This window comes from Francisella opportunistica (genome assembly GCF_003347135.1).
Lineage (GTDB): Bacteria > Pseudomonadota > Gammaproteobacteria > Francisellales > Francisellaceae > Francisella > Francisella opportunistica.
Window position 1 is genome coordinate 564,926 of sequence record NZ_CP022377.1, and the last position, 25,340, is coordinate 590,265.

Below are 25,340 nucleotides of genomic sequence, written 5' to 3' on the forward strand. Positions count from 1 at the left end.
ATTTAAAATTATTCTTAGTTAGCTCTTAAATATAACTAATATTTATAATTATAAATAGGTTTATTTATTGGTTATTAATTTTTACTAAGGCTTGTTATTTTTTGATAATTTATTAATAATTTATATGTGATATATTGATTCACAAATATGTAAAACAAATTTTCTTAAAGAAAAATTAAGTTTTATTTATATTTATCATAATATTGAAGCATATTAGTATTTTTCTTTTGCGTTGCTTTTAATTATGGTCATATAATCAAAGTGTAAGCATTGTGCTTACATTTATTAATAAGTTGTAATAAGGAGAAATACTTATGAACAAAACAAAATTAGTCTCGGTAGTATGTGCATTAATGGGTTTAGGATCATATACAATGCTAGAAGCAGCACCTGTGAATGATACTAAAACATATGATTTTAAAGCACCATTTAAGGACTATAACAACAAAATAGTCCTAAGTATCAATAATGTACCATCAGCAAAAGTAGTTGAATTTACTAGTAACTTTAAGCCAAAAACTGGTTGGGGAAGCTGTTTTGGTACTCGGGCAGATCTTGTTAATTTTGAAACAACACAACTAAGTAATGGAGAATATCTAACAAAAATATCTCTTAAAGATGGTGAGAGTTCGTTAGATTTAACTCAAACATGTGACATTATGGGTACTGACTCTGGTAATGCGATAGTATTGCCAGGTGTGGTTGTTCCTATTGTTAGTGGCTTAAAAGTTGATGGTAAAGAGCTAGAAATTGAAAGACCATGTGCAGATAATGTCTGTGAAGATCCAACCCCAGGTTATACTAATGCTGCATATTATGCACAGTGGGCAGTTTGGGGACGTAAGTACAATCCATATGATTTCAAATATGATAAATTAAATACGATAATTTATGCATTTATAGGTTTTGATAAAAACACTGGTAATATTAAAACTCTAGATGCCTCAGCTGACTCATGGGGACTATCAGCAGCAGCAAGAGCAGCTAAAAAATATCCTTATTTGAAATCATTCTTGTCATTTGGTGGTTGGACTAATAATGGTGTAACAACTGCACCAATGTTTGAACAGTTAGCTTCAAACCAGCAAAGCATGGAAAATTTTGCTAAGCAATCTGTAGAGTTAATGCGTAAGCTTGGCTTTAATGGTATTGATATAGACTGGGAGTGGTGGTCAGATTATGGTGATAATGTTGCTCCTGCTAAAAAAATGTTAGCTTTCTATAAGGTTCTGCGTGCTGAGTTAGACAAAGCTAGTAAAGCAGATGGTAAAAAATACTATCTTGCAATAGCTGTTAATGGTGCGAGAAGTCGTATCGAAGCAATGGAAAATCCTAGTAATCCTAATAGTGTGGCAGATTTCTGGAAGCAAACTGGCGAGCTTATGGATGAAATTAACGTCATGAACTATGACTATCAAGGTGGATGGGGTACTGGTGCACCAGCTTGGTTCCAAGCATCAGCAGCATTCCCGAATATTAACTTCTCTCCAGAGATTGCTAAATCAATCGGTAAAGAAGGTGGTTGGTCAGTACAAGGCTCAGTAGATGCTTATATCAAAGCTGGTGTTCCAGCTAATAAGCTAATAGTTGGCTTGCCATTATATGCTAGATCAATGACTGTAGCTAATGGTACTGATGGAGGTTTATTACAGACTATTACAGCCCCTGGATTTGGAGACTATGAGGCAGGAGTATTTGATTATAAATGTCTAATTAATCCTGTAAATAATCCAGTAAATGGTTGTGGTACAGCAAAACCTCTAACTGGTTTATCTGATCTAGTATATTATGATATCAGTTCAAATGTCGATATCTTTAATAAGTATGGTAAAACAGCAATGCAACCATGGGCATATAGTCCATCAACGAAGACTTTTGTAACTTTTGATGATGTCTGGTCTGTAAGTGAGAAAACTAAGTATGCTAAGAGTAAAAATCTTGGGGGTACAATGTTCTGGCAAGCAGATGGTGACTCAACAGATGCTAACAAATCACTAATTAATGCTGTAGCTAAGGTTTATGCCTCTGATACTATTAATGTTTCTGTTAGCGATGTTACAGAAAATTCTGCTACTATATCTTGGAATAAACCAGAATTAGATGGTTCTATCAAGTATAGAGTATTACTTAATGGTGAAACTATAGCAGAAAATATCACTAGTCAAAGCTATGTGCTTACAAACTTAGAGAAAGGTACTAGATATACTATAGAAGTCATTGCTAGTACATCAAATGTTTCTAGAGAAGATAGTTTAACTTTTGAAACTATTGGAGCAGATGATCAAAATAATGATCAAAATAATGATCAAAATAATGATCAAAATAATGATCAAAATAATGATCAAAATAATGATCAAAATAATGATCAAAATAATGATCAAAATAATGATCAAAATAATGATGCTGGAACTACTGGTAACTGGAATGCTGAAACAGTCTACAATAAAGGTGATAAAGTTATTGTCAATGGTGTGGCTTATGAGGCTCAATGGTGGACACAAGGTGAAAACCCTACACAGTCAGGGCAGTGGGGAGTATGGCGTGTAACTAGTGGTCAAAACAATGACCAAGGTAACAATGACCAAGGTAACAATGACCAAGGTAACAATGACCAAGGTAACAATGACCAAGATGGCAATAATTCTTCAACAGTGAGCACATGGAACCCTCAAACTGTATATACTAAGGGTGATGAAGTGACTTATAACGGTCAAAAATATGTAGCTCAGTGGTGGACACAAGGTAATAACCCAGCTGATGGTGGCGCATGGAAGAAGCCTTTTGTTTCAGGTGAAGCGTGGAGTCAAGGTCAGGCTTACACTGGCGGACAAGTAGTTACATACCAAGGTGCTAAGTACAAAGCTAAGTGGTGGACTCAGGGAGATATCCCTTCACAAAGTGATGTTTGGGAAAAACAATAAATTCTCTTAATTGTGGGATTCACAGACAGCCTTTCATATATTAATTATCCATGTTCGACAACTGTTTTTGTATGATAAATTTTCTTATCTGAAAATAATTTAATTTCTAAATCATGTTTTTCACCATTTTTTCCATTACTGATATCTTGACGACAGTCTATTCTAACAATATCCCAATCGTGAGCGTTGCCAATGAATATTTTATTCTTACCAGAATGTTTGATTTTAACACCACCATAGTCAATGACATCACAGTTTGTTAATGCCGATCCAGAAACTTCGACATTGTAATAGTTCTGGTTTTTTATATCTTTAGGTAATTCTCCTTTCTCGCTAAAGTTTACATCTTTGATATGAGGAGATGTTATATTGATATATAGCTCTTCTTGTGGCTTATTATAACCTTTGATATAAGCACAAGAAGTAAGTGTTGAAAATATAGGTAGAATTAGCAGTAATTTTTTCATTTTTAGATTCTAATAATTGGTTATTTTTTGATTATTTTAATGCAAAAAATAAGAGTTAATCAACATCTATATTTTATTTTGGAGAAGAAAATTAGTTAAATATGTTTAAATTTTAGGAGTTAAAGCTGGTTTTCTTTTATGATGGCTACGATTATGCCAGAAATTTATTCTTTCTAGAGCTTTTGCTGAGACTTGCTTACCATCTAGGAAATCATCAATTTCTTGATAAGTTACGCCCATTTCTTCTTCATCAGTTTGTCCTTGCCATAGCCCAGCAGATGGAGCTTTATCAAGTATATTTTTAGGAACATCTAAGTATTTACCTAATTCAAAAACTTGAGATTTTTTGAGATTAACTAGTGGAAGAATATCAGCAGCTCCATCACCAAACTTTGTAAAATATCCCATATACCATTCACAAGCATTATCAGTACCAATAACCACTCTATTATATTGTTGAGCATAAGTATATAAGTACATCATTCTCAATCGGGCTTGAGCATTACCTTTAATCACAAGTTGCCTATCATTTTGGGTATTTGTAAAGCTCTGTGTTGACTGCAGAAAAGTTTCATATGTGGGTTGGATAGCAATAGTATGATGCTCAATGTTAAGTTTTTCAGCAAGTTCTAGAGCATCTTGCATATCTTGGTGTTGATTGTTTTTTGATGGTAGCATTAAAGCTGTAGTTGGTAATCCAGTTCTGGCAGCTAGAGAAGCTGCAACTGCTGAATCTATACCGCCGCTAAGGCCAATGACAAATCCTTCAGCAGGATAATTTATACAAGCATCTTTTAGCCAATCAACTAACTTTTGTGAATATTCTTTAGTACTAAAATCTTTAATCATTTTCATTTTTGAACCTTATCAATAAAGCTATTATGAGATTAAATCAATCTTATGGGCTGATTTTATCACAATCATATAGCTTATTTAGAATAATTTTATTAGCGCTTTTACTAGTAAAGAGGGTTAATCCTAAAATTATTTATCAAAAGCTGGGTTATCATAGTGAGGATCAACATAGTTATCAACATTATAACCACTACCAAGAGCTTGGTATAAATTAACCACACTAATCAAAGATTTCAGTTTAGCTTGATTAACTTGTATTTGTTGGTACAGTACATTTAAGGTAATGCCTGTATATTGAGCTTTACTTATAGCTCCTGAACTATACTGTTTAAAGAATATCTTCTCTTGTCTTTGTGTTGATTCTAAAGATATAGTTTGTTTTTTTAGGTTCTTTGCATTAGCAGCTCTTTCAGAAAGGCTATCATCAACATCTTGGAAGGCTTGTTGTAGGGTATTAATATAATCATAATATGCTTGGTAAAACTGTGCCTTAGCCTTGTCACTATCAGCTAAAATGCTTAGATTAAATACTGGTACAGCAGCAACAGCTTCAGCAGCCCATGCCCAAGCATTCATCGTAGCAAGCTCTCCAAGTGCAAGTGTGGCATTTCCAAAGGTTCCAGTAAGGTCAATACTTGGGAAAAATTGTGATCTAGCTAAACCAATATTAGCATTTGCTGTTTCTAGTTTATATTCAGCAATAGCAATATCTGGTCGGTTCTCTAAAACTTGAGAAGGCATATTTACTGGGACTTTAATATTAGCATTAATTTCATTCAGAGTTCTGCTTGTGATAATTTTACCAGGGTTTCTTCCCATCAAGATTTTAATGGTGTTTTGGAAATGAACTATGTCATTTTTGATCATAGCTATTTTACCTTTTTGCGCTTCAAGTTGCTGACGAATAACTTCTTCAAGCATTGGTGATGTTGCCCCAAGTTTATGCTGATTTTGAGCATAATACATCAGTAGCTGCATTTGTTTGACCATTTGGATTTGCAGCTTTAATTGTTCTTTTGCTGTAATTAGTGAGAAATATGCAGCACTAACTTGGCTTATGATTGATAGTCTTGTGGTATCTTTAAGATTAGTTTGCATTTTTTTACTAAGGCGTGAAATCTCACCTAGTTTAAACTGCCTAGCAATGTTGATTGTATAGCTAGGTATAATCCCAACCAAGGATCCCGCGGCAGTTTGAGTTGGGACATTATTTAATTGAGGAATATTTGAGCTAGAATTTATATCAAAAGCTTGAGCTACAAAACCGCCACCACCAACGCTTGCAGTAGGTAACCAGCCATAGTTAGCTTTATTTATCTCAGCATTAGCTTGCAAGATATTACCAATAGAAACTTGTAGTTTATTATTATCTTTTAATGCTGTAGTTATTAGATTATTTAATACCGGATCATTAAACTCTCTCCACCAAGCAACTTTTGTAAGATCCCAGTTTTTGGTGACTTCAATATTTTTATCTTGGTTATTCCATAAAGCTGGAGCTTTGACTTTAGGTCTTTCATACTCAGGACTAAAGAAGCTACAGCTAGATGTTACCAACATTGTAGTTATTAACGCTAAAGGGAGTATTTTATTTCGTATCATTGTTGTGACCTATAATGTATCTACTTTTACTGTTGCACTTGCTCCGACTCTGAGTGGGTATTTAGGATTATTGTTTAGGATTATTTTCACTGGGAAGCGTTGGGTTACTTTTACCCAGTTTCCGGTAGCATTTTCCGGCGGTAGTAATGAAAAAACTGATCCAGTAGCATAACTGATACTATCAACTTTCCCAGTGTAAGTATGACTATACATATCTAGCTCAATTTTAACTTGTTGTCCTGGTTTGATTCTATCAAGATCTGTCTCTTTAAAGTTAGCATCTATCCACCATTTTTTATTATCAATAAAACCAAACAATGCTTGTCCTGGAGATACTAATTGTCCTTTATAAAGCTTTAGATTTGATACATAACCATCATCAGGGGCTGTCAATGTAGTATAACCTAGATTTAGGTTAGCATTATCATAACTTAACTTAGCTGCGCCAATTTGTGCTTTAGCTATTTCAACTTGTAATAAAGCTTGTTTAAGTGATGAATAGGCCTCATCTTTTGCTTTTTGGGCTTGAACTTTTTGATTTATGTATTTTTGCGCATCTTGTAGAGAACCAGCATCATCCTTATAAAGTTTGATGTATCTATCTGCCATAGTTGTAGCAGTAGCTAAAGATGACTGAGCTTTAGTAAGATTCGATTTAGTTACATTTACCTGCTCTTGTGCTATCGCTAATTGCCCCTTGGCTTGGATAACTTTTGAATTTGCTTGAGCTACTTGTAGTTGGTAATCTTTAGGCTCAATCTGTACGAGTTTATCACCTTTATGTACAAACTGGTTATTTTGAATATAGACTTTTTCTATATAGCCACCAACCTTAGGTGAAATACTAATTACATCAGCATTAACATAAGCGTTATCAGTACTAGGAAAAATTTTGTTATATTTATAATAACTATAAATCCCTATTGCTGTTATTGTGATAATACTACAGCCAATAATGATTTTCTTAGGCGAAAATCTTGATCCTTTTTTTACTTCTTCTAGTTGTTGAGGTTGTTGTATTTTTTCTTCTGACATTTTAATTACCTTATAAAATTTAATGCATCGCTGCAACATGAGCATCTTTAGGTGGTTCTTTTAATAAAAATGGTACTATGGCCAAGATTAGGCTAAGTATGCCAACTACATAAAAAGAGTTAATATAGCTTAATAGGCTACTTTGGTGTAACACTTGTTGTTTTGCAATAGCAATTGCAGCCAAATCAGGCGTTGGCAAACTATAACTCCAACTTTGAAAGTTGTTATTTAGTGATGATATATTTTGTGATAATTCCAAGTAAGTAATCTGTTGATTTCTTGAGATAAATGTTGCTACAAAAGCAGTACCAACGGAGCTACCAAAGTTTCTAAAGAAGTTAAATGATCCAGACATATCACCCATATCTTCATCAGCCATACCAACTACTAGTACGCTCATAAATGGAACAAAAAACATCATCATCCCTAATCCCTGAATAGCCGTTGTAAGTATGATATCAAATTCGCTAGCAGTAGGAGAGAAGCTTGCCTGCATTAAACAAGATGCACCAAAAGTAATCATCCCAAGGCTAATAGTTTTTCTTACGCCTAGTTTTTTTACTAAAATAGATTGTGTTAGCACCGCACCAATAATAGCAGCAACACCTCTAGGAGCAGTTATATATCCTGCTAGATCAACAGGATAGCCATATACTTGCTGCAACATTGTTGGTAAATAAGCCATAGCAGCGGAAAACAATAGCACAAACATAAAACATAAAAAGCAAGCTAGTACAAAATTAAAATTTCTAAATATTTTAAATTTAACTACTGAAGAATAAACTAAACCTCTCCAAATAAAGAATCCAAGTGAAATTAATGATATTGCTAAAAGTATTATCATTTTAATCGATGAGAACCAGCCATTAGTATTACCGTTATCGATGAAAAGCTCTAAACAACCAACACCAATAGCCATAAAGCCAAAACTTATATAATCAATTTTTATTTTTTTTATGTGTGTTGCTTCCATCATAAAAGAAATAATTATAAATGCTACAATACAAAGAGGCACATTGACATAAAAAATCCATTCCCAAGACATATTCTCACAAATAGCACCACCAAGTACTGGCCCAATAATTGGCCCCATAACGATGACCATACTATAGATAGTCATCATCTTATTATATTCTTCATTTTTGAAACTAGTAGATATGTATGTCTGTGCTACGGATGGTAAAAAAGCTCCTCCCATACCCTGAAAAGCCCTAAAAACAATCATCTCAGCTAAAGATGTTGAAAGGCCACACATTATTGATGAAATACCAAAAATTACTGATGAAACGAGAGCAACTCTTTTTATACCATATTTCTCAATAATCAATCCCGAGAGTAGTATAAAGATTGCCGCGGTGACAATATATACTGTAGTTATATCAGCAATAGTTTCAACATTAGCACCGATAGCACCCATAATTTGTGGTATTGCAACAGCTACAATTGTCAAATCAACAATCTCAGCAAGTGCCAGTAAGCTTATTGCTAATGCTACGATTGTTCTTTTTTGGCTCCAAAAGCCAATGGTGGGTGTGTTACTAGCTTGCATAAATTTAAACTTTTTATGGTTAAAATATCATTAAAATAATACATTATTAGTATATTAAATAAGAAAATTACTTTAAGAGTTTATTTTTGCGTAAAATTATTACACAATTTTAGCCATGTATTATAGCATTATATGGACAATAAATAGTGAAAAGTGGACAAAAAATCACTGAAGAAGAGATTGCATATCTTAGTGATCGACTTGATGGACCAGCAATAATTGCGATCAAAGGTGGAAATGCACCTAATAGTGAAAATAAAATAAATAACCAAGAGTCAGATTGGCATCATCATCGTCGTGGTAAAATATTTTGTATCGAATCAGGTCTTGTCCATGTGAGCACTCCTAATGGATCATGGGTACTGCCATCAAATAGGGCTGGGTGGATCCCACCAAATACATCACATAAAATCCGTATAAGTGGCATTGTAGAAGGTTGGGTTATTTTCATACTCCCAAATATGTGTCAAGATTTACCCAAGAGCTCAAGGGTCATACCAATGAGTGAAGTGTTAAGAGCACTTGCTCTAAGAGCAACAGAATGGGACAAGCAGCATAGCCTAACATTAGAGCAAGAGCATATCGCCAAGATTATTTGTAATGAGATTAGGCTTGCTCCCGAAGAAGCGCTACATTTGCCGATGCCAAAAACTGATAGAGTTACTAAAGTTGCTAATGCAATTATTGATAATCCTTCGATAAACAAAAGTTTAGAAGAGTGGGCATCATTTGCAGCTATGTCGCCACGGACATTGCGAAGGGCTTTTTTATCTGAAACAGGACTTGGCTTTTCTCGTTGGCGCCAACAGGCACAACTTGCGCGTGGTTTAGATATGTTAGCAAAAGATATTTCGGTTACGGAAGTTTCAGATTCGTTAGGATATGCGTCACCGAGTAATTTTATAGCAATGTTTCGTAAAGCATTTGGTAAGACACCAAAGCAGTATTTTTCTAGTGAAAGGGCACTTCTAAAGAATATCTAAAGGAATTGTTTTTTTAGTTTTTTAATGTCTATTTTACCGGTATTATTTTTTGGTAAACTTTCTACAAATATGCACGATTTAGGAACTTTATAACTTGCTAATTTATCTTTGCAATATTTGATAATATCATTTTCAGTTGCATTAGAGCCTTTTTCTAATGAAATAAAAGCTATAGCTCTTTCACCAGATGTTTTTGACTTAACTCCGCTGACAGCAACCTCTTTTACATAATCTAGTTTAAGGATACATATCTCAATCTCTCTTGGATAAACATTAAAACCAGAGACAATAATCATATTTTTAATTCTATCGGATATAGTTAGGCGGCCTTTTTTGTCTATATAGCCGATATCACCAGTTTTTAGCCAACCATCTGCAGTGAAGTGAAGTTCATTATTTTCTTTATCATTCCAGAAACCTTGACATTTCTGTGGACCTTTAAGCCAGATTTCACCTTCTTTGAAGCATTCATTTATCTCTTGATGAGTGTGAATATCGCGAATACTAAGCTGTGTACTTGGAATAGGGTAGCCACAAGTACCAAAATAATCATCCTCAGACTCATTGAACTTATTTAGGGCAATTGCAGGAGACATTTCAGTCATTCCATATCCTTCTTTGAGCTCTACTCCTGTTCTATCTAACCATTGTAAATATATTTTACGCGAAATTGGCATGCCACCACTTAAAGAATACTGATATCTTGTTTTGTTAATTTTTTCAAAATCAGTATGTTCAAGCATTGCCATATAAAGAGTATTAAGGCCATTAAAAATAGTGAACTCATTTTTTGACATAGTCTTAATGAGATTCTTAATATCTCTAGCGTTTGGAATTAGGACATTTTTCGCACCAGCAAAAAAAAAGCAAAGTAAATTAGCACTAAGTGAAAATATATGATATAGAGGTAAGGCGGTTATGATTACTTGATCAGACATATCCATATCATGCTTGATCCATGCCCAAACTTGCTGGATATTTGATGCAAGATTATTATGCGTTAGTATTGCTCCTTTAGGTTTACCTGTTGTCCCACTTGAATACTGTAAGCATAAGGTGTCTTGTTTTGTTAACACAGGTTTTTTATATAAATTTGCATCAGCTTTGATGGCTTTACTAAACGGAATAAAATTACTTTTTGCATATTTTGGTTTATTTTCAATTAGATATTTAGAGACAAAACCAATAATCTGTTTTTTAGGGAATGGATATAAATCAGCAATATTTGTAACAATTACATTCTCTAAAGAGTCAATATTTATACGGGCTTTTTGCATATGATGAGCAAACATATCCATTACAATTGCAGCTTTGACATTACAGTTATTGAATATCGCCTCAATTTCATCTGCAGTATAAAGAGGATTGGTATTGACAAATACAGCACCAAGTTTAACACAGGCAAATAAGCTAACAGTAAATTGTAAGCAGTTAGGCAGTACAATTGCTACTCTATCGCCTTTGTTAATACCTAGTTTATTTTGTAGAAAGCTAGCCATTTTGGTAGCTAGCCTATCAAGTTCAAGGAATGTTAGATTTACATCATGACATGATACAGCCTCTCTATAAGGAAACTGTATAATTGTTCTTTCATATAAATCTAAAATTGTATCGTGGTTTTCTGCAATATTCTTAGGAGTATAGTCAGGATAATTAGCTATCCATGTTTGGTTAGAAAATGTACTCATGCTAAATAATGTTGTTAATTACTAGAAGTAATTCTAGCAAAAAAACAAACTATTGAAATAAATTTGCAAAATATATATGTTAGAAAGTATAAAATTATGTTTTTTAATTCTCAGGATGATATGTGACATTATCAATATCTGCTTTATGATCATCGATAACTTGTATTCTATTTATGTATTTATTTAACATAGGTGCCAAAATGACCATAATAATTGTTGTAACTAAAATACCAATAGCAACATAGCCAAATACTGCTGTATATGTTTCTAAGCTTTGCTGTTTAGAGATTACATCACCATTTTGAGGTAATGCTATAAATGATCCTATATAAGAAGCAATATATGAAGCAATCATTGTAGCTAGAAACCAAAATCCCATCACAAATCCAGATATAAATGCTGGACAAAGTTCAGCAACCATTGCTAGCCCAAGTCCTGATATTAGTAGCTCACCTAAAGAAGAGCTTGCGTAAGATAGAATTAGCCAGTTACCTGAAACTACAGCATCTGTTGCGAAATATTTCGTAGAGTATAAAGTTGCATATGAGACAAACATTAATGCTGTTCCGATACAGAATTTAGTAGCGTGTGTTAATTTACTCTTTTTGTATAATATTGCAAGAATAGGTGAAAATATTAAAATCCATAGAGGATTTAAAAATTGATATTGTGCAGCAGGAACATGCCAGCCAAATACAGAAAGCTCGATATTATGCTGAGCAAAGAAAGTTAGTGTAGTCGGCATTTGGAAGTATAAAGAGTAGAAAATTATCGCCTCAATAATAAGTACAAAAGCCACTAGCATTCTATTTCTTTCATATGACTCAAGGTTAAAAGCTACATATAAGAAATATAGTGTAGCAATAGTTACCACAACTGCTGTTAATTCTATACACAAAGTTGTATTAGGAAGAATGTTTGCTATTATCAAAAAAACAGCAATTCCTCCTGCGAGGATATATGTTGCATGAGTTTTATTTACAGGATGTTTACCAGCTTCTGTGTCTAGACCTTCTAGTTTTTTATAAAATAATATAAATCCTGCTATACCAACAAATAAACCAATACCGCAGAGTATAAAAGCATGAGTATATCCATAAACTTGTGATATCACTGGCGTCAAGGCCATACAGATTAACCCACCAATATTAATAGCAAGATAGTATAAAGTCATAGCGCTATTTAAGCGTCCATCACCCTTATCAAACATCTTTGATATTAAAGACGAAGGGTTAGCCTTAAATATAGCATTACCTATAATAATCCCTGCAAAAATATAGTAAATTGTTTGTTTATTTGCAAAGATAAAACCTAAATAAGATAAACCCAGTATTACTGCACCAACTAAAATTGTGCGTTTAGTACCGAGAATTTTATCACCTATTAGTCCACCAACCCAGATAAAACCGTATGTAAAAGCAAAAAAAGATCCCATCAGATAAATAGTTTCTTTTTCACTTAGCCCAAGCTTTTGTGTAAAATACAGCGCAATAATCGCTTGAAAGCCATAAAAGCCAAATCTTTCCCAGAACTCTATACCCCAGACAATCCAGAAAGGTGCAGATAGAGTATTATAATTTTTTTGCATAGGCATTTTCTCCTAATATTAAGAATAATAAAAAAATCATTAAAGCACTGAGAACAATCTTTTGCAATAATTATTTACTAAAATAACTTGGCTATTTGAGAAAGTTTATAATTGATAATATGTTTATTGGAGCAGTTTCAGCTTTGAGAATTCTTTTGCCTAAATTAATTGTATAAAAATTGTTGTTATGAAATTTAACTATCTCTTTATCACTAAAGCCACCTTCAGGACCAATGAAAATATTAAAATTTGAATTGGATTTAACTCGTTGCTCAAAATCCTCTTTTGTTTTAGCATAAGGGCACAAAATTAGATTGAAATCATTTTGAGAGGTTTGTATGTCATTAATATCGATAGGAGTATGAATTTTAGGGATAAAAACACGCCCACATTGCTCACTGGCTGCTATGGCAATTTTATGCCAGCGTTCTAACTTTTTATCAAAGCTTTTTTTATCAAACTTATGGTTCGTGAATTCAGTAATAACAGGATATATATTATTTACACCTAGTTCCGTAGACTTTTGGATTACAAGTTCAAAATTTTCATTTTTAATAATAGCTTGATAAATATTTGTGATATAGTTGTTTTCATTATTGATCTGTTTATTATCGATTACTTCAAGAATTATATTATTGTTATTGATATCGACAATTTCAGACTTATATTCTAAACCATCACAGTTATTGAATAATTCAATGACATCTGATTTTTTTAATCGCAATACATTCTTGAAATAATTATAATATTCTCCTGAAATATTTAATTTTCTAGAATTTGTCGAAATATCAGCAAAAAAACCTCGAATAGTTCTCATAAAGCTAAAATTTGTTAAAATACTTGTCTCTTATTATAAATTCTTAATTATTTAAAAAGTAGGAAAAATTTATGGGTATTTTTAATAAAAGTTTAGTCACTAACTTGGTTGCTGCAATACTAGCAATAATTGGCTGGTATTTTGCTGAAGAACATATCAAAAATATTGGTTTTTATGCTTTATCAGGAGCATTAACTAACTGGATAGCAATATATATGCTATTTGAAAAAATTCCATTTTTGTATGGTTCTGGAATTATTCCTAACAAATTTGAGAGCTTTAAGAGAGCAATAAAGAAAATGATTATGGAGCAATTTTTTTCAGAGCAGAACTTAAATAAGTTTCTTAATGGTGATGATATCAAAAGGTACTTAGCTGATAATCTTGCAGCTAAAATTGATTATAATAAAATCTTTGATAGTTTTATTGATATGCTTATGAGTAGTAAGTATGGCTCAATGATTGAAATGTTTCTTGGTGGTAGAGGCGCTTTAGAAGGGTTAAGAGAGCCTTTTAACAAAAAATTAGATTCAAAGGTAATGGAACTATTGTCGTCAATAGATGTCAATACAAATAGTATTTCTCAAAAAGCTGCAGAAAAGATTGAGAGACTTATAGATAGTCGTTTAGGTGAGCTAACCCCACAAATGGTTAAAGAAATAATTCAAAGAATTATCCGTGAGCACCTAGGCTGGTTAGTCGTATGGGGCGGGGTATTTGGTGGACTGATAGGTTTAGCAGCTAGCTTTATTGCTTAGCTAATAACGGCTTGAGAAAATTATGAGTATTTGCATTTTTGGCTTGAATTTCTTTATTTCTATGTTTTTGGATTTTTAGATTTTCAATGAGCCAAGGCTTTAATTGCGAGAATATATTTGTCAAAGCAGTATTAGTCATCTCAGCATATGTGTTTGCATTTAATTTATCATCAGCAACATTTTGATGATATTTGATCGTTGTTATTTTTGTAAAACCTGTCTTTTCATTTTTTAGGTAAAAGGTTATGTAGAAGTAAAACTGTTTATTATCTAAATCTAATATTGGCCCATAAGTAGTTGTTCCTGACAGAGTAAAATCTTGCCGAATATTAATATCTTGGAAAGCAAGATTATTAACTATATTATGATCTAAAATGTATTCAAATGCCGCTACTGTAAGCATTTTTGATACTGGCATCGCCCATGAGCTATTTTTAAATGTATAGAGTTGATTTCCTTTAAGATAAAACATCTGTGTTGATATAGATGCTTGAGTTTGGATGTTATACACTAGTAAGGTTGTGCTGATAATAGCATTTTCAGTGTCTGGTAATGGTTTTGATTCTATTTGTTTACTGTAGATAACATATTCTTTTTGTTCTGGTACTTTTACTGGGGAACCAAAAAATGAAAAAGCAAATGATTGCAAAGGTAAAAAAAATATACTTAATAATAAATATTTTTTCATGGTTTTATTCCTCATGGTTTATGCCTCTGACAATAGTTGAAGGATCATATTCTAATATTCTAATAACATTGTTAAGCCTTGTGATAGTTTCTTGACTTTCAGTCATTGTTTCATTTAAATTCATCAGGGTTTTATTAAAGTAAATTGATGAGTTACTTAGGTTGTATAAAAGTATGTTGACACTATCAGTAAACTCATTAAATCTCTCTAAATTTTCAGGAGACATCATTTTGTTAAATTTGTCAGAAATCTCCTCAAGCGAACTAGCTATTGCACTAACTTTATTCAAAATGCTTTCAAGCTGTGAAGGTTTTGATTTAATCATAGGAATTTGTCCTTTTTTGATAGGTAGTAGATCTAAGCTGGTATTTTTTTCATTGATATCTAAAGAAAGCTCAACTTTTGATTGACCTGTGATCCCCATACTTTGTAGTGTTGCTACGGTTTGTTTATATATCGGTATTTGACTATTTATTTTCATATAAACACTTACAAGTTTAGGATTGTTTTTATTTATAGATATATTAGATACTTTACCAATACTAAAGCCTTTGTAAGATACATCTGAACCAACATTAAGTCCTGAGATACTTTTAAAATTTGTCACAAATGTAATAGTACCTTGGTCTTTAAAACCTCCAGATAAGAAGAAGCCTATAAATATCATTACAAATACCATAAAAACCACGAATAATCCCGCGATTAGATTTTTTATACTATTTTCGTTCATTATAAGCTCCTAATACTTACCATCTTTATGTGAGTCAAAAAATTTTCTTATACTTTCATACTGTGTTTGCTGTGATACAAACTCAACTGTATCATGAAGCATTATTCTCTTTTCATCCATGTATATTATATCGTCAACAATATGCCAAATGGTACTAAGATCATGGGTAATCATTACTACCGACATTTTAAGCTCTTCTTTTAGATATAAAATAAGGTCATCCATAGCTCTGGCAGAATATGGATCTAAGCCAGCATTAGGCTCATCTAAAAAAACAACTTTAGGATCTAATGCTATTGTTCTTGCTAAAGCTACTCTCTTTAGCATACCGCCACTTATCTCAGAAGGGTGCTTATTAAATGCTTCTTCTTTAAGTCCAACCATTTTTAATTTTATAATCGCTATGTCAGTAAGTATATCTACAGGCAGTTTCGTATGTTGCTTAAGAGGAAAGATGACATTTTGTAAGTTGGTTAAAGAAGAAAAAAGCGCACAATGTTGAAACATCATACTCATTTTACTTGATATTTCTTTACGCTTGACTGGGTTATCAGCTAGTTTTGATATCTCTTGTCCAAGCAAGAAGATTTTACCAGAATAAATTGGTTGTAACATAAGGATTTCACGCATTAACGTGGTTTTGCCACAACCACTAGCACCGATGATACAACTTATTCTCTCAAAAGGTATATCAAGGTTTAGATCTTTATGAATCCATTCTTTATCAAACTTTGTACTTAGGTCTCTTACTTGAATTAAACTCCCACTCATAATCTGACCTCTCCCTAAGCAACTCCATTTAATGCTACTGCAAAAATAGCATCAACAACAATTATTAAAAAGATCGAGTAAACTACACTAGTAGTTGTTGCTTTACCAACACTTTGCGAATCTCTTCTAACTGCTAAGCCCTGGTGACAACCTATTCCAGCTATAACTAAAGCAAAAAAAGGTGTTTTAAGTAGGCCAATATAAAAATGGTTAACGTTTACATTTGAAAATAGTCTTTCAATAAATTGTAAAGGTGTGATTCCTGCAATTATATCTGCAATAATAATGCCACCAGTAATATTAGCAATCATAGCAATTACAGTTAGTACTGGTAAGCTGATTATCAAAGCAGTTATCCTTGGTAGAACTAGGCGCTGTATTGGGTCTTCACCAATAGTTTGTAAAGCATCTATTTCCTCATTGACTTTCATAATACCAATTTCTGAAGTAAATGCTGAACCACTTCTACCAGCAATGATAATTGCAGTAAATAGTGGTGCAAACTCTCTAAATGAAGATATGCCTAACATATCTACAACAAATATTTGCGTACCGTACTGCATCATTAAGTTAAGCGGCAAGTATGTTAAAACAAGTCCAATAATTAATGATAGTAATATTATTATACTTAAAGCTTTAATCGTCGAGTCATAAGCAATATTTAGCACTATTGAAAAGAAAGACTTGTATGGTTTACGAATAAGGATTAGATAACCTAAAAAAATAGCTCCTAAAAAGCCAATGCTTGTTTTGACCTCTAGAAGAAGATTATTAGTATTTTTACCAAGTGTATAAATACTGGTAAAGACTATATTAGATTTGTGTGAGTAGCTCTTATCAATTTTGGTTGGAAAGTTATTTGCAACAAGCTCAATAAGCTTCTTATCTTTCTCATTATCAAAAATTAAATCCTCTCTAGTAAGCTCTAGATCCTTAAGAACTTTAAGAATGAAGTAAGCTCCAGCAGTATCGAAAGCTTCAATCTTTGTGACGTCAATTTGTTTTACCTTAATTTTTGAGCGAGAAATTTTATTCTCAACAAGTTTGGGGTTAATTTGTTTGAGAGTTAGCAGACCTGCAAAATAAATAGTATTTTGATCGATATTTATTTCCATTTATTTTTTTACATAACTATTACCCTAATAATTAATATACTAGAAAAACAGTTTTAATACCAACTTGTAGTTTAATTATTAGCAATATTTAATTGAATCATATTGCCTTAGGTTGTTATGTTGAATTACCGAGATAATTCTATCTTTATATTCACCACCATCAAGTTCAGAATAATTCTCTAGAGTGTCAAGTAGAGCTTTTTGCGGTAATTGATGATTAATTATCTTTTCTCTAGTTATTCTAAAATCTACAAACTTTGACCCTGTATTGAGTCTATGATAATAGCCTAGAACACTTTCAGGGACATTATTAAATATTTCAAGGTAAATATCAGAAGCTTGTGCTTTAACACCACATCCTTCATAAAAACAGTGTAGTCCAAAATAATTATTATAGTCTTTGGCAAATCTTGAAGTTCCCCAGCCACTTTCTAGTGCAGCCTGAGCGAGTACAAAGCTTGTCGGAATCATACCTACTTTTACACTTAGATAATCTAAATCATCAGCTATGCTATGGTTTGTTTTAATTTTATAGTACTCTAGATAAGAACTAAGTTTTTTATTTTGTCTAGCACTTAATAAACCTTTTTTACCTAAGTCATTTTTAAGTTTTTGGATTTGTTGCTGTTGTAAGCATATCTCTTTATTAGCTAACTCAATCGCTGCTAACATATATTTTATAAAAACATCTTTTCTTTCTTTGAAATTTTTAATTTCAGAAAAATCAGGTTTTTTTATGATTCTAGAAGCTCTAGATTCTAAAAAATAATTTGTGTTACTATGTTTTACACCTTCATTTGAAGATAGAATAGCGGCTGATATAAATAATACTAGTAGGACAAAAAAATATTTTAACAATAATTTCTTATTAGTCGTGCTCATAGTAGTCATAATAATTTTCTTCAAACTCCTCAAACATATCTACAGTTTGCTCTAGCTGTATTTTTAAATTTAACATATCTTCAGGAAGTTTGCTTTTAAATTTAACCATTTTTGTAGTTGTTGGATGGATAAAAGAGAGTCTATGTGCATGCAAAGCTTGTCTTGTTAGCCCTGTTATTGCTAGTTTTTCTAGTTTTGTTGAAGACTTGTTATATGTTTGGTCGCCAACTAGTGGATGCTTGATACTTTTCATATGAACTCTAATTTGATGAGTTCTTCCTGTTTCAAGTTGACATTCAATAAGTGTAAAGCCATCATAGACTTCGATAGGAGTATAGTGTGTAATAGCTTCTTTACCTTTGTGGTTGATAGCCATTTTTGTGCGGTTATTAGGATCTCTGCCAATTGGTTGATTGATAGTGCCTTGTTCATATATTTCACCTTCAACTATTGCAAGATATTTACGCGAGACTTTCCTCTCAGCGAGTTGCTGGACAAGATTGTGATAAGCGATACTACTTTTAGCAGCAACCATTAAGCCTGAGGTGTCTTTATCAAGACGATGAACTATACCAGCTCTTGGGAGTTTATCCTGATTTTTATAGTGATGGAGTAACGCGTTTGATACTGTCCCGATGGCGTTACCAGCACCAGGATGTACTACCATATCAACTGGCTTATCAATTACAACAATATCATCATCCTCATAAATGACATTAAGTTTAATATCTTGGGCAACCCATTCATTAGTTGACAGCAGTTCGACATTAATCTCAACTTCTTCATCACCTAAAACGATATATTTTGGTTTAATAGCTTGGCCATTAACTGTGATCGAACCTTCTTTTAGCCATTTTTGTAGTTGAGTGCGAGAAAACTGTTCAAGTTGCTCGTTTATTGCAATATCAATTCTTTTTCCAGCATCTTTGGGATGCATTATAATATTTTGATGAAATCTATCAGATAGTGTATTATGTGCCATGTTATATGCTTAATATAAGTATTTTTATATAGAAAATATTATTTTACATAGAATTATATAAGAAAATTCTAAGGATAGTTAATCAAATGAAAAGGTTTTTATATTTAATAATAACTACATTTATGTTGCTGTTACTGACATCATGCGGGCCTAAGAAGGATAGTGAGTTACCGCAAGTCTATACAGGCTATACTGCTAGCTTTATTTATGCTAAGGCTCATGAGCAAATGCAGAATGAAAAGTATTTTGATGCGATTAGATCGTATAAGTCTTTGGTTGCACAGTATCCATTTACGCCATTAGCAGAGAAGGGTATGGTTGATTTGATATATGTTTATTATATGGATGATGAATCAACTATGGCACTTGCATTAGGGCAACAGTTTATTAAGATGTATCCATATAGTTCATATAAAGGTTATGTTTATTACATGATAGGTGTTGTAGGCTTTGAAGATGGTAGAGGTATATTACAGACTTATGCGCCATATGACATGAACTATCATGACCCTACAGGATATCAAGATGCATATACTAATTTTGAAAAAGCCCTTCAATTAGATCCTAATGGTAGTTTTGTTCCAGATGCTAAGCGTAGAATGGTATTTATAAATAATACTATCGCAAGGCACTATGATGATATAGCTCATTTTTATTTTAAAAGAGGCGCTTATAATGCCGCTATTGATAGAGCTTCTCAGGTGATAAGAAGTTACCCACAAAGTACATCAACAGAGGACGCTTTAGTTTTAACTATCAGAGCATATAATAAACTTGGTTTGTATGATCAGGCTAAAGCAAATATTCGTGTACTTAAGAAAAACTATCCTAAAAATAATTTTATTAAAAACCTTCGTCCAGATGGGACAGAAGAGCCAAGCTGGTATCAAAGGTGGTTTGGTTGGCTCTAAACATATAGTACAAAGCTTAAAATTTATCCGCTCAATTAATATTTTTTCTAAATTAATAAATTTAATAGAGCCAATTGGAAAATGGTGTTTAAAATATTAGCTACATATCATACCTAAAGGTACCAATTTTATAAATATATCTCATCAATAATTTAGAAAGTTGCAGGTAGACTTGAATGAATCAAAATAAATATTTAGAATACAATCTAGGAATTAAATTAATAAATTTATAGGAATTGAATTTTTTTAATTGTAAACAGGGAATTTGTTACAAAGATCTAAAATCTTAGTGGCTGTCTGTTTTTCTATTTGTTCATTGCCACAGTTAAACACCACATCTGCTAATAGGTTAGCGACTAATTCACATTCTTTCTCTTTAAATCCTCTTGTCGTTATAGCTGGGCTTCCAATTCTTAGACCACTAGTCACAAAAGGAGAACGTGGATCATTAGGTATAGAGTTTTTATTAACAGTGATATTTGCTCTACCTAGAGCTGTTTCAGCTTCTTTACCGGAGAAACCGGTATTTGTAATATCAAGTAAAAGTAGATGATTACTAGTTCCACCAGAGATTATATTAATACCACGTTGTTTTAAAACTTTCTCCATAGCCTTAGCATTTTTTAATACTTGTTTTTGATAGTCAACGAAACTAGGTTCTAATGCTTCTTTAAAAGCAACTGCTTTAGCAGCAATTACATGCATCAAAGGGCCACCTTGAATACCAGGGAAAATAGCTGATTGGAATTTTTTTGCAAGTTCTGGATTGTTATTACAAAGTATTAAGCCACCTCTAGGGCCTCTTAATGTTTTATGAGTAGTAGTTGTTGCTACATCAACATAAGGAAATGGGTTAGGGTATAATCCAGCTGCTACTAGTCCTGCTACATGGGCTATATCTGCCATAAGTACAGCCCCTACAGAATCCGCTATTTCTCTAAACTTTTGCCAGTTAATTATGCCAGAGAATGCTGAGAAGCCTGCGATTATCATTTTCGGTTTATGATCTTTAGCTAATTGTGCTACTTGCTCGTAGTCTATATCACCATTTTCATCCAAACCGTATTGAATAGAGTTATAAATTTTCCCAGAGAAATTAACTTTACTACCATGTGTTAGGTGCCCACCTGCACCTAAATCCATACCAAGAACAGTATCACCTGGTTTTAAAACAGCATTATAGACAGCAGCATTTGCTTGAGAGCCTGAGTGTGGCTGTACATTAGCGTAATCAACGCCAAATAGTTTTTGTGCTCTCTCTATAGCAAGTTTTTCAGCGATATCAACAAATTCACAACCACCATAATACCTTTTACCATGGTAGCCTTCGGCATATTTGTTTGTAAGTTGTGATCCTTGTGCCTCCATTACCGCAAGACTTGCATAGTTTTCTGATGCTATAAGTTCAACATGCTCATGCTGTCTTTTAACTTCAAGTTGTATAGCGTCAAAAATCTCTTTATCAGTATTTTTTAGGCTATTTTTTTCAAAGCTAAACATATTTAGTAGTCTCCTAATAGTTTTTTTAGGTGGATAAAATAAATTAAACGTTTAAAATTATAACTTATATTATATATATATAGAAACAAATTAAAAATTAAAAGCTATGGGTAAAGTTATTGATCTTGATGAAATAGATCGTTTAGAAAGAGAAGAAGAAAATTCTCATTATAAGGCGGTAAAGAGTAAAACATCTGTAAAAAAAGATGCATTAGAGATAACAGATTTTGGTAGATCTTTGACTGAATTAAGTAAAGAGCAATTAGGAAAAATACCAATTGATGATAATCTTAAAAATAATATTATCACTGCTAAAAGTTTACAAAAAATAGCTTTTAAAAGACAAACACAATTTATTGGTAAACTTCTACGTAAAGCAGATAATCTTGATGAGATTCATAAGGCTTATGATGTTATTGTCAATAAAGACAAACAAGCAAATCTAATGTTTCAACGTTTAGAAAATATTCGTAATAATCTTTTAGATCCACTTAAAATCAATGATACATTAGATAGGTTGATACAAGAATTTCCAGATTTGGATATTCAAAAGTTAAGGCAACTAATTAGAAATCATCATAAGGAAGTAGAAAAAAATACTACAAATAAGTCATTTAGAGAGATTTTTAAGTTATTACGAGGCTTATATGTACAAAACTCTTAGAAAACTTAGCTTTTTGATGCAGTAACTTTTTTAAAACCATATGCCTCAGCAAATACTGTATTGGCATATTCATTAGGGTCTTTATGAATACCTTCTACTTTAATTAATTGTATTCCTGCGAATTTAATAGGTTCAAGAGATATATTTTCTTGTCCTATGTTTCTATAATATTGCATTTTATTGAATCTTGCTATTTCATAATAATGATATTTACCGAAAATATATAAAAATAATCCTACTATTACTAAACCAGCAAAACAAAATATTTTGTAGTTCTTAGTCAAAAAATCATTAATTTTACTAGGATAATTATAGATGTAATATGAGATTATAGAGAAGTAAAAAAACATATAGATTAGAGCTACTCTTCTTGTAAATTGAAAGCATATTGGGTAAATAGTTAACCAGACTAAAAATAGACAAAGAATAGTCATTATTTTTTTTAATTTATTATTTTCGAATTTTATAACACTTAATATAGCTAAAATAAATAAAGGAGATAGTTCAAATTCTGTGAAAACCATAAAAATATATTTCCAGAAATTCTTTATCAAGAGTTGGAAAGGAGTATCATCAAGGCGTGTTTCTGTTATATGATAACTGCCAGGCGCACTAAACATTGCTATTCCACCTAAGATAAAAGGGATAAGAAAGAAGTAAACATTTTTATTTATTGTTCGGTGCTGTATAACCTGATATATTATGTAAGAAAAAATGACACTAAAGCATACTAAAAATATTGCTTCATTATACAAGCCTATTATTAGTCCTGTTATAAAGCTTAATAGAGGAGCAAATTTCTCTTTAGTAAAGCACTTATAGTAAAAGTAACTAAGTAAAGCTATTCCCCAAAAATATTGTAGCGCTATAGTTTTATATAATATTTGTGAAATTGAGTTATTCAAAGCAAAAAGGATTATAAAAATACTAAAAAATACAATAAATTTTTTTGAAAGTATTTCGCCTTTTTCAATAGTAATTATTTTATATAAAATGATTATAAAAAAAGTCATAATTAAAGAATTAATAAAATTAAAAAGATAAACTAGGAACGGGAAACCTTTATTTAGGAATATATAAACTAGTATTTGAGCAGAAATTCTTCCTGTCAGAGAATTATAGTCTAATTGAAGCTGATGCAGCATTGTTTGATTATATAAAACATCCATATTGAACCTAAGTAGATCATCACCACTCATTGGTTGAAAAATATTTAAATATAGAAAAAATAAAAATATTGATAATATGAAGATTGTTCTGCGAAAAGTAAATTTCATGTATCAATTACAGAGTTTTTTATAATTATTAAAAATTCTATACCAACAGAAATTAGTTTACCATCGTAAAAATATATTCTATTGTTATTATTAGCCTGTGCAATTCCTACTAAGATATATCTTTTATAGAGAATTATAAAATCATTTATAATATAATAGAATACTTAAACAAAATGTAACTATTAACAAACATTATAAAGTTATGAAATTAAAGTAGGTTTAATAATGAAACAAGATATATTTCCTAAAATAGTTTTAGTAGCAGCTATAGCAGTATTTATTAGTATTTTTTTATTCGCTAGAGCTATTATTTCAATAAGTTTCATTATGATTATCTTATTATGTTTTTTTGATAAGAATGTTTTAAAAATATTAAAACAAAATATATCTCTGAAGTTTTTACTTTTTGCTGCATTTTTGATCAACCTAGGGTTGATATATGCATTATTTTTTAGTAATGATCAAATTATTAATCAATTTTTTAGCTTTTCAAATCCTTTACTAATAGTGTTATACATACTTTCAGCTAGTTATTTTTTATCTAAAAATAAAAAATATCCAGACTATCTGCTAAATATATTTGTCTATATTGTAGTGTTTATTTCTTTCATAGCATTAGTCAGATTTAGCTACAAATACTTTATGGGAAATTATTTTATAATAAGTGATTTCTATACTGAGATTGATGGAGGCTCTACTATACAGTCTATTGTTGCATTAACTTTTCCATTTGCTGCAGTATTTATTGTTGGAAAAGCAATACGTAAAGAAAGTAAACTACTAAAACTAGTTATGATATTCGTAGGAATATTAATAGTATTTATAGATCTTTTTGTTAACCGTAGTAAAGCAGGATATATTATTGAGTTTGTTGTATTAATTTATTATTTTTTTGTCATAATAAAGCGCTATAGTTTAAATGATAAAAAACTAAATATAACTAAATTTTTAACTATTATCTTAGTTTCTATAGTTACTCTTTGTATTATATTTGTGATTGTTTATAGAGCTTCAAATATTTTTCATGATAGAGTAAGAGATTCTATAAAAGAATCACAATTATATTTTTCTAAAGATTTTGATAATAAAACGGCAGAAGAGCTAGCCTTAACATCTACTGGATTAAGATTGATGTATTATGATTCTTCTATTAGAGTATTTGACAAGTATCCAAAATTACTATTTTTAGGGTGTTCTCCTATTACAAATATCTCAGATGTTGCTGAATGTACAAAGTTTTTAATCAATAAAAATGACGAGTTGAAGAATAATCCTCATATTACTAAAGATGGTATTATGCCTCATAATGAATTTATAAATTATACTTTCAAAGGAGGTATACTAGCTGGACTTTCATTATTAATTTTTTTCATAATGTTGTTATTTGAAGCAAGAGAATTAGATTATAATGATAAAGTTTATTTTCGAGTTTTAATTATAGCTATGTTTATAGGCTGTTTGTTTGATTACTTTTTTACTGTTCAAATTCTAGTTATATTATTTTCAACTCTTTTAGCTATATTTTTTGCAAAATTGAAGATCAAACAAGGATAGGGA

The 25,340-nt window shown here is 31.5% G+C and carries 22 protein-coding genes; 6 read left to right on the forward strand and 16 right to left on the reverse strand.

The annotated features are described in order from the left end of the window. The first annotated feature begins 314 nt into the window (after positions 1–314). Positions 315–2,921: a glycosyl hydrolase family 18 protein gene (locus tag CGC45_RS02760; RefSeq protein ID WP_071628853.1), complete on the forward strand. Its 2,607-nt coding sequence runs from the start codon at positions 315–317 to the stop codon at positions 2,919–2,921. A gap of 44 nt (positions 2,922–2,965) precedes the next feature. Here the strand turns inward: CGC45_RS02760 and CGC45_RS02765 are convergent, their stop codons facing one another. From CGC45_RS02765 to CGC45_RS02785, 5 genes are all read right to left on the reverse strand, one after another. Then, positions 2,966–3,388: a hypothetical protein gene (locus CGC45_RS02765; protein WP_071628854.1), complete on the reverse strand. Its 423-nt coding sequence runs from the start codon at positions 3,386–3,388 to the stop codon at positions 2,966–2,968. Between the two features lie 105 nt (positions 3,389–3,493). Then, the gene (gene nadE, locus CGC45_RS02770; protein WP_071628855.1) at positions 3,494–4,243 is read right to left on the reverse strand and encodes an NAD(+) synthase; all 750 of its coding nucleotides are present in this window, start codon (positions 4,241–4,243) and stop codon (positions 3,494–3,496) included. 129 nt (positions 4,244–4,372) lie between these two features. Further along, positions 4,373–5,845 carry a TolC family protein SilC gene (gene silC, locus CGC45_RS02775; RefSeq protein WP_071628856.1) on the reverse strand — a complete coding sequence of 491 codons (1,473 nt, stop codon included), beginning with the start codon at positions 5,843–5,845 and terminating at the stop codon, positions 4,373–4,375. 9 nt (positions 5,846–5,854) lie between these two features. Further along, the gene (locus tag CGC45_RS02780; protein ID WP_071628857.1) at positions 5,855–6,880 is read right to left on the reverse strand and encodes an HlyD family secretion protein; all 1,026 of its coding nucleotides are present in this window, start codon (positions 6,878–6,880) and stop codon (positions 5,855–5,857) included. Positions 6,881–6,899: 19 nt separating this feature from the next. Then, positions 6,900–8,429: an MDR family MFS transporter gene (locus CGC45_RS02785; RefSeq protein WP_071628858.1), complete on the reverse strand. Its 1,530-nt coding sequence runs from the start codon at positions 8,427–8,429 to the stop codon at positions 6,900–6,902. Between the two features lie 146 nt (positions 8,430–8,575). Here CGC45_RS02785 and CGC45_RS02790 point away from each other — a divergent pair, with 146 nt between their 5' ends. Further along, complete coding sequence (locus CGC45_RS02790) at positions 8,576–9,412, forward strand: AraC family transcriptional regulator (protein WP_071628859.1); 837 nt, start codon at positions 8,576–8,578, stop codon at positions 9,410–9,412. Here CGC45_RS02790 and CGC45_RS02795 read toward each other — a convergent pair. The 3 genes from CGC45_RS02795 to CGC45_RS02805 form a co-directional block, all read right to left on the reverse strand. After that, entirely contained in the window at positions 9,409–11,100 is a 1,692-nt protein-coding gene (locus tag CGC45_RS02795) for a long-chain-fatty-acid--CoA ligase (RefSeq protein ID WP_071628860.1), read from the reverse strand. The genes CGC45_RS02790 and CGC45_RS02795 overlap by 4 nt on opposite strands. A gap of 103 nt (positions 11,101–11,203) precedes the next feature. Further along, complete coding sequence (locus tag CGC45_RS02800) at positions 11,204–12,694, reverse strand: oligopeptide:H+ symporter (RefSeq protein ID WP_084387435.1); 1,491 nt, start codon at positions 12,692–12,694, stop codon at positions 11,204–11,206. An 85-nt stretch (positions 12,695–12,779) separates the two neighbouring features. Next, the gene (locus tag CGC45_RS02805; RefSeq protein ID WP_071628861.1) at positions 12,780–13,505 is read right to left on the reverse strand and encodes a 16S rRNA (uracil(1498)-N(3))-methyltransferase; all 726 of its coding nucleotides are present in this window, start codon (positions 13,503–13,505) and stop codon (positions 12,780–12,782) included. Positions 13,506–13,576: 71 nt separating this feature from the next. On the opposite strand from CGC45_RS02805, the gene CGC45_RS02810 reads away from it, so the two are divergent. After that, the gene (locus CGC45_RS02810) at positions 13,577–14,263 is read left to right on the forward strand and encodes a DUF445 family protein (RefSeq protein ID WP_071628862.1); all 687 of its coding nucleotides are present in this window, start codon (positions 13,577–13,579) and stop codon (positions 14,261–14,263) included. On the opposite strand, the gene CGC45_RS02815 is transcribed toward CGC45_RS02810, so the two are convergent. The 6 genes from CGC45_RS02815 to CGC45_RS02840 all read right to left on the reverse strand — a co-directional run bounded on the left by CGC45_RS02815 (position 14,253) and on the right by CGC45_RS02840 (position 19,431). Further along, positions 14,253–14,951, reverse strand: a complete 699-nt coding sequence (locus CGC45_RS02815) for a hypothetical protein (RefSeq protein ID WP_071628863.1) — start codon at positions 14,949–14,951, stop codon at positions 14,253–14,255. The genes CGC45_RS02810 and CGC45_RS02815 overlap by 11 nt on opposite strands. Before the next feature lie 4 nt (positions 14,952–14,955). Continuing rightward, entirely contained in the window at positions 14,956–15,681 is a 726-nt protein-coding gene (locus CGC45_RS02820) for an MlaD family protein (RefSeq protein WP_071628864.1), read from the reverse strand. 9 nt (positions 15,682–15,690) lie between these two features. Beyond that, positions 15,691–16,452 carry an ABC transporter ATP-binding protein gene (locus CGC45_RS02825; protein ID WP_071628865.1) on the reverse strand — a complete coding sequence of 254 codons (762 nt, stop codon included), beginning with the start codon at positions 16,450–16,452 and terminating at the stop codon, positions 15,691–15,693. A 14-nt stretch (positions 16,453–16,466) separates the two neighbouring features. Continuing rightward, the gene (locus CGC45_RS02830; protein ID WP_071628866.1) at positions 16,467–17,567 is read right to left on the reverse strand and encodes an MlaE family ABC transporter permease; all 1,101 of its coding nucleotides are present in this window, start codon (positions 17,565–17,567) and stop codon (positions 16,467–16,469) included. A gap of 78 nt (positions 17,568–17,645) precedes the next feature. Then, positions 17,646–18,458, reverse strand: coding sequence for a glucosaminidase domain-containing protein (locus CGC45_RS02835; protein ID WP_071628867.1), 813 nt, complete (start codon positions 18,456–18,458; stop codon positions 17,646–17,648). Then, a complete protein-coding gene (locus tag CGC45_RS02840; RefSeq protein WP_071628868.1) occupies positions 18,436–19,431 on the reverse strand; it encodes an RluA family pseudouridine synthase in 996 nt (331 codons plus the stop codon). Before CGC45_RS02840 ends, CGC45_RS02835 begins: the two co-directional genes overlap by 23 nt. Positions 19,432–19,517: 86 nt before the next feature. On the opposite strand from CGC45_RS02840, the gene CGC45_RS02845 reads away from it, so the two are divergent. Further along, a complete protein-coding gene (locus CGC45_RS02845; RefSeq protein WP_071628869.1) occupies positions 19,518–20,342 on the forward strand; it encodes an outer membrane protein assembly factor BamD in 825 nt (274 codons plus the stop codon). A 246-nt stretch (positions 20,343–20,588) separates the two neighbouring features. On the opposite strand, the gene glyA is transcribed toward CGC45_RS02845, so the two are convergent. Next, complete coding sequence (gene glyA, locus CGC45_RS02850) at positions 20,589–21,842, reverse strand: serine hydroxymethyltransferase (protein WP_071628870.1); 1,254 nt, start codon at positions 21,840–21,842, stop codon at positions 20,589–20,591. Between the two features lie 106 nt (positions 21,843–21,948). Here glyA and yjgA point away from each other — a divergent pair, with 106 nt between their 5' ends. Next, complete coding sequence (gene yjgA / locus CGC45_RS02855) at positions 21,949–22,506, forward strand: ribosome biogenesis factor YjgA (protein WP_071628871.1); 558 nt, start codon at positions 21,949–21,951, stop codon at positions 22,504–22,506. A gap of 5 nt (positions 22,507–22,511) precedes the next feature. On the opposite strand, the gene CGC45_RS02860 is transcribed toward yjgA, so the two are convergent. Further along, complete coding sequence (locus tag CGC45_RS02860; RefSeq protein ID WP_071628872.1) at positions 22,512–23,783, reverse strand: DUF6056 family protein; 1,272 nt, start codon at positions 23,781–23,783, stop codon at positions 22,512–22,514. Between the two features lie 225 nt (positions 23,784–24,008). Between CGC45_RS02860 and CGC45_RS02865 the strand changes: the two genes are divergently transcribed. Further along, positions 24,009–25,337 (forward strand): O-antigen ligase family protein, encoded by a 1,329-nt coding sequence (locus CGC45_RS02865; protein ID WP_071628873.1) that lies wholly within the window; start codon positions 24,009–24,011, stop codon positions 25,335–25,337. Positions 25,338–25,340: the final 3 nt, after the last annotated feature.

Bases quoted from the DNA above. Each gene is read 5' to 3' on its own strand.
- CGC45_RS02820 (WP_071628864.1), bottom strand. From the start codon at position 15,681: ATGAACGAAAATAGTATAAAAAATCTAATCGCGGGATTATTCGTGGTT.
- yjgA (WP_071628871.1), top strand. From the start codon at position 21,949: ATGGGTAAAGTTATTGATCTTGATGAAATAGATCGTTTAGAAAGAGAA.
- CGC45_RS02805 (WP_071628861.1), bottom strand. From the start codon at position 13,505: ATGAGAACTATTCGAGGTTTTTTTGCTGATATTTCGACAAATTCTAGA.
- CGC45_RS02825 (WP_071628865.1), bottom strand. From the start codon at position 16,452: ATGAGTGGGAGTTTAATTCAAGTAAGAGACCTAAGTACAAAGTTTGAT.
- CGC45_RS02845 (WP_071628869.1), top strand. From the start codon at position 19,518: ATGAAAAGGTTTTTATATTTAATAATAACTACATTTATGTTGCTGTTA.
- CGC45_RS02830 (WP_071628866.1), bottom strand. From the start codon at position 17,567: ATGGAAATAAATATCGATCAAAATACTATTTATTTTGCAGGTCTGCTA.
- CGC45_RS02860 (WP_071628872.1), bottom strand. From the start codon at position 23,783: ATGAAATTTACTTTTCGCAGAACAATCTTCATATTATCAATATTTTTA.
- silC (WP_071628856.1), bottom strand. From the start codon at position 5,845: ATGATACGAAATAAAATACTCCCTTTAGCGTTAATAACTACAATGTTG.
- CGC45_RS02815 (WP_071628863.1), bottom strand. From the start codon at position 14,951: ATGAAAAAATATTTATTATTAAGTATATTTTTTTTACCTTTGCAATCA.
- CGC45_RS02785 (WP_071628858.1), bottom strand. From the start codon at position 8,429: ATGCAAGCTAGTAACACACCCACCATTGGCTTTTGGAGCCAAAAAAGA.
- CGC45_RS02760 (WP_071628853.1), top strand. From the start codon at position 315: ATGAACAAAACAAAATTAGTCTCGGTAGTATGTGCATTAATGGGTTTA.
- CGC45_RS02800 (WP_084387435.1), bottom strand. From the start codon at position 12,694: ATGCCTATGCAAAAAAATTATAATACTCTATCTGCACCTTTCTGGATT.
- CGC45_RS02840 (WP_071628868.1), bottom strand. From the start codon at position 19,431: ATGGCACATAATACACTATCTGATAGATTTCATCAAAATATTATAATG.
- glyA (WP_071628870.1), bottom strand. From the start codon at position 21,842: ATGTTTAGCTTTGAAAAAAATAGCCTAAAAAATACTGATAAAGAGATT.
- CGC45_RS02780 (WP_071628857.1), bottom strand. From the start codon at position 6,880: ATGTCAGAAGAAAAAATACAACAACCTCAACAACTAGAAGAAGTAAAA.
- CGC45_RS02795 (WP_071628860.1), bottom strand. From the start codon at position 11,100: ATGAGTACATTTTCTAACCAAACATGGATAGCTAATTATCCTGACTAT.
- CGC45_RS02835 (WP_071628867.1), bottom strand. From the start codon at position 18,458: ATGACTACTATGAGCACGACTAATAAGAAATTATTGTTAAAATATTTT.
- CGC45_RS02810 (WP_071628862.1), top strand. From the start codon at position 13,577: ATGGGTATTTTTAATAAAAGTTTAGTCACTAACTTGGTTGCTGCAATA.
- CGC45_RS02865 (WP_071628873.1), top strand. From the start codon at position 24,009: ATGAAACAAGATATATTTCCTAAAATAGTTTTAGTAGCAGCTATAGCA.
- nadE (WP_071628855.1), bottom strand. From the start codon at position 4,243: ATGAAAATGATTAAAGATTTTAGTACTAAAGAATATTCACAAAAGTTA.
- CGC45_RS02765 (WP_071628854.1), bottom strand. From the start codon at position 3,388: ATGAAAAAATTACTGCTAATTCTACCTATATTTTCAACACTTACTTCT.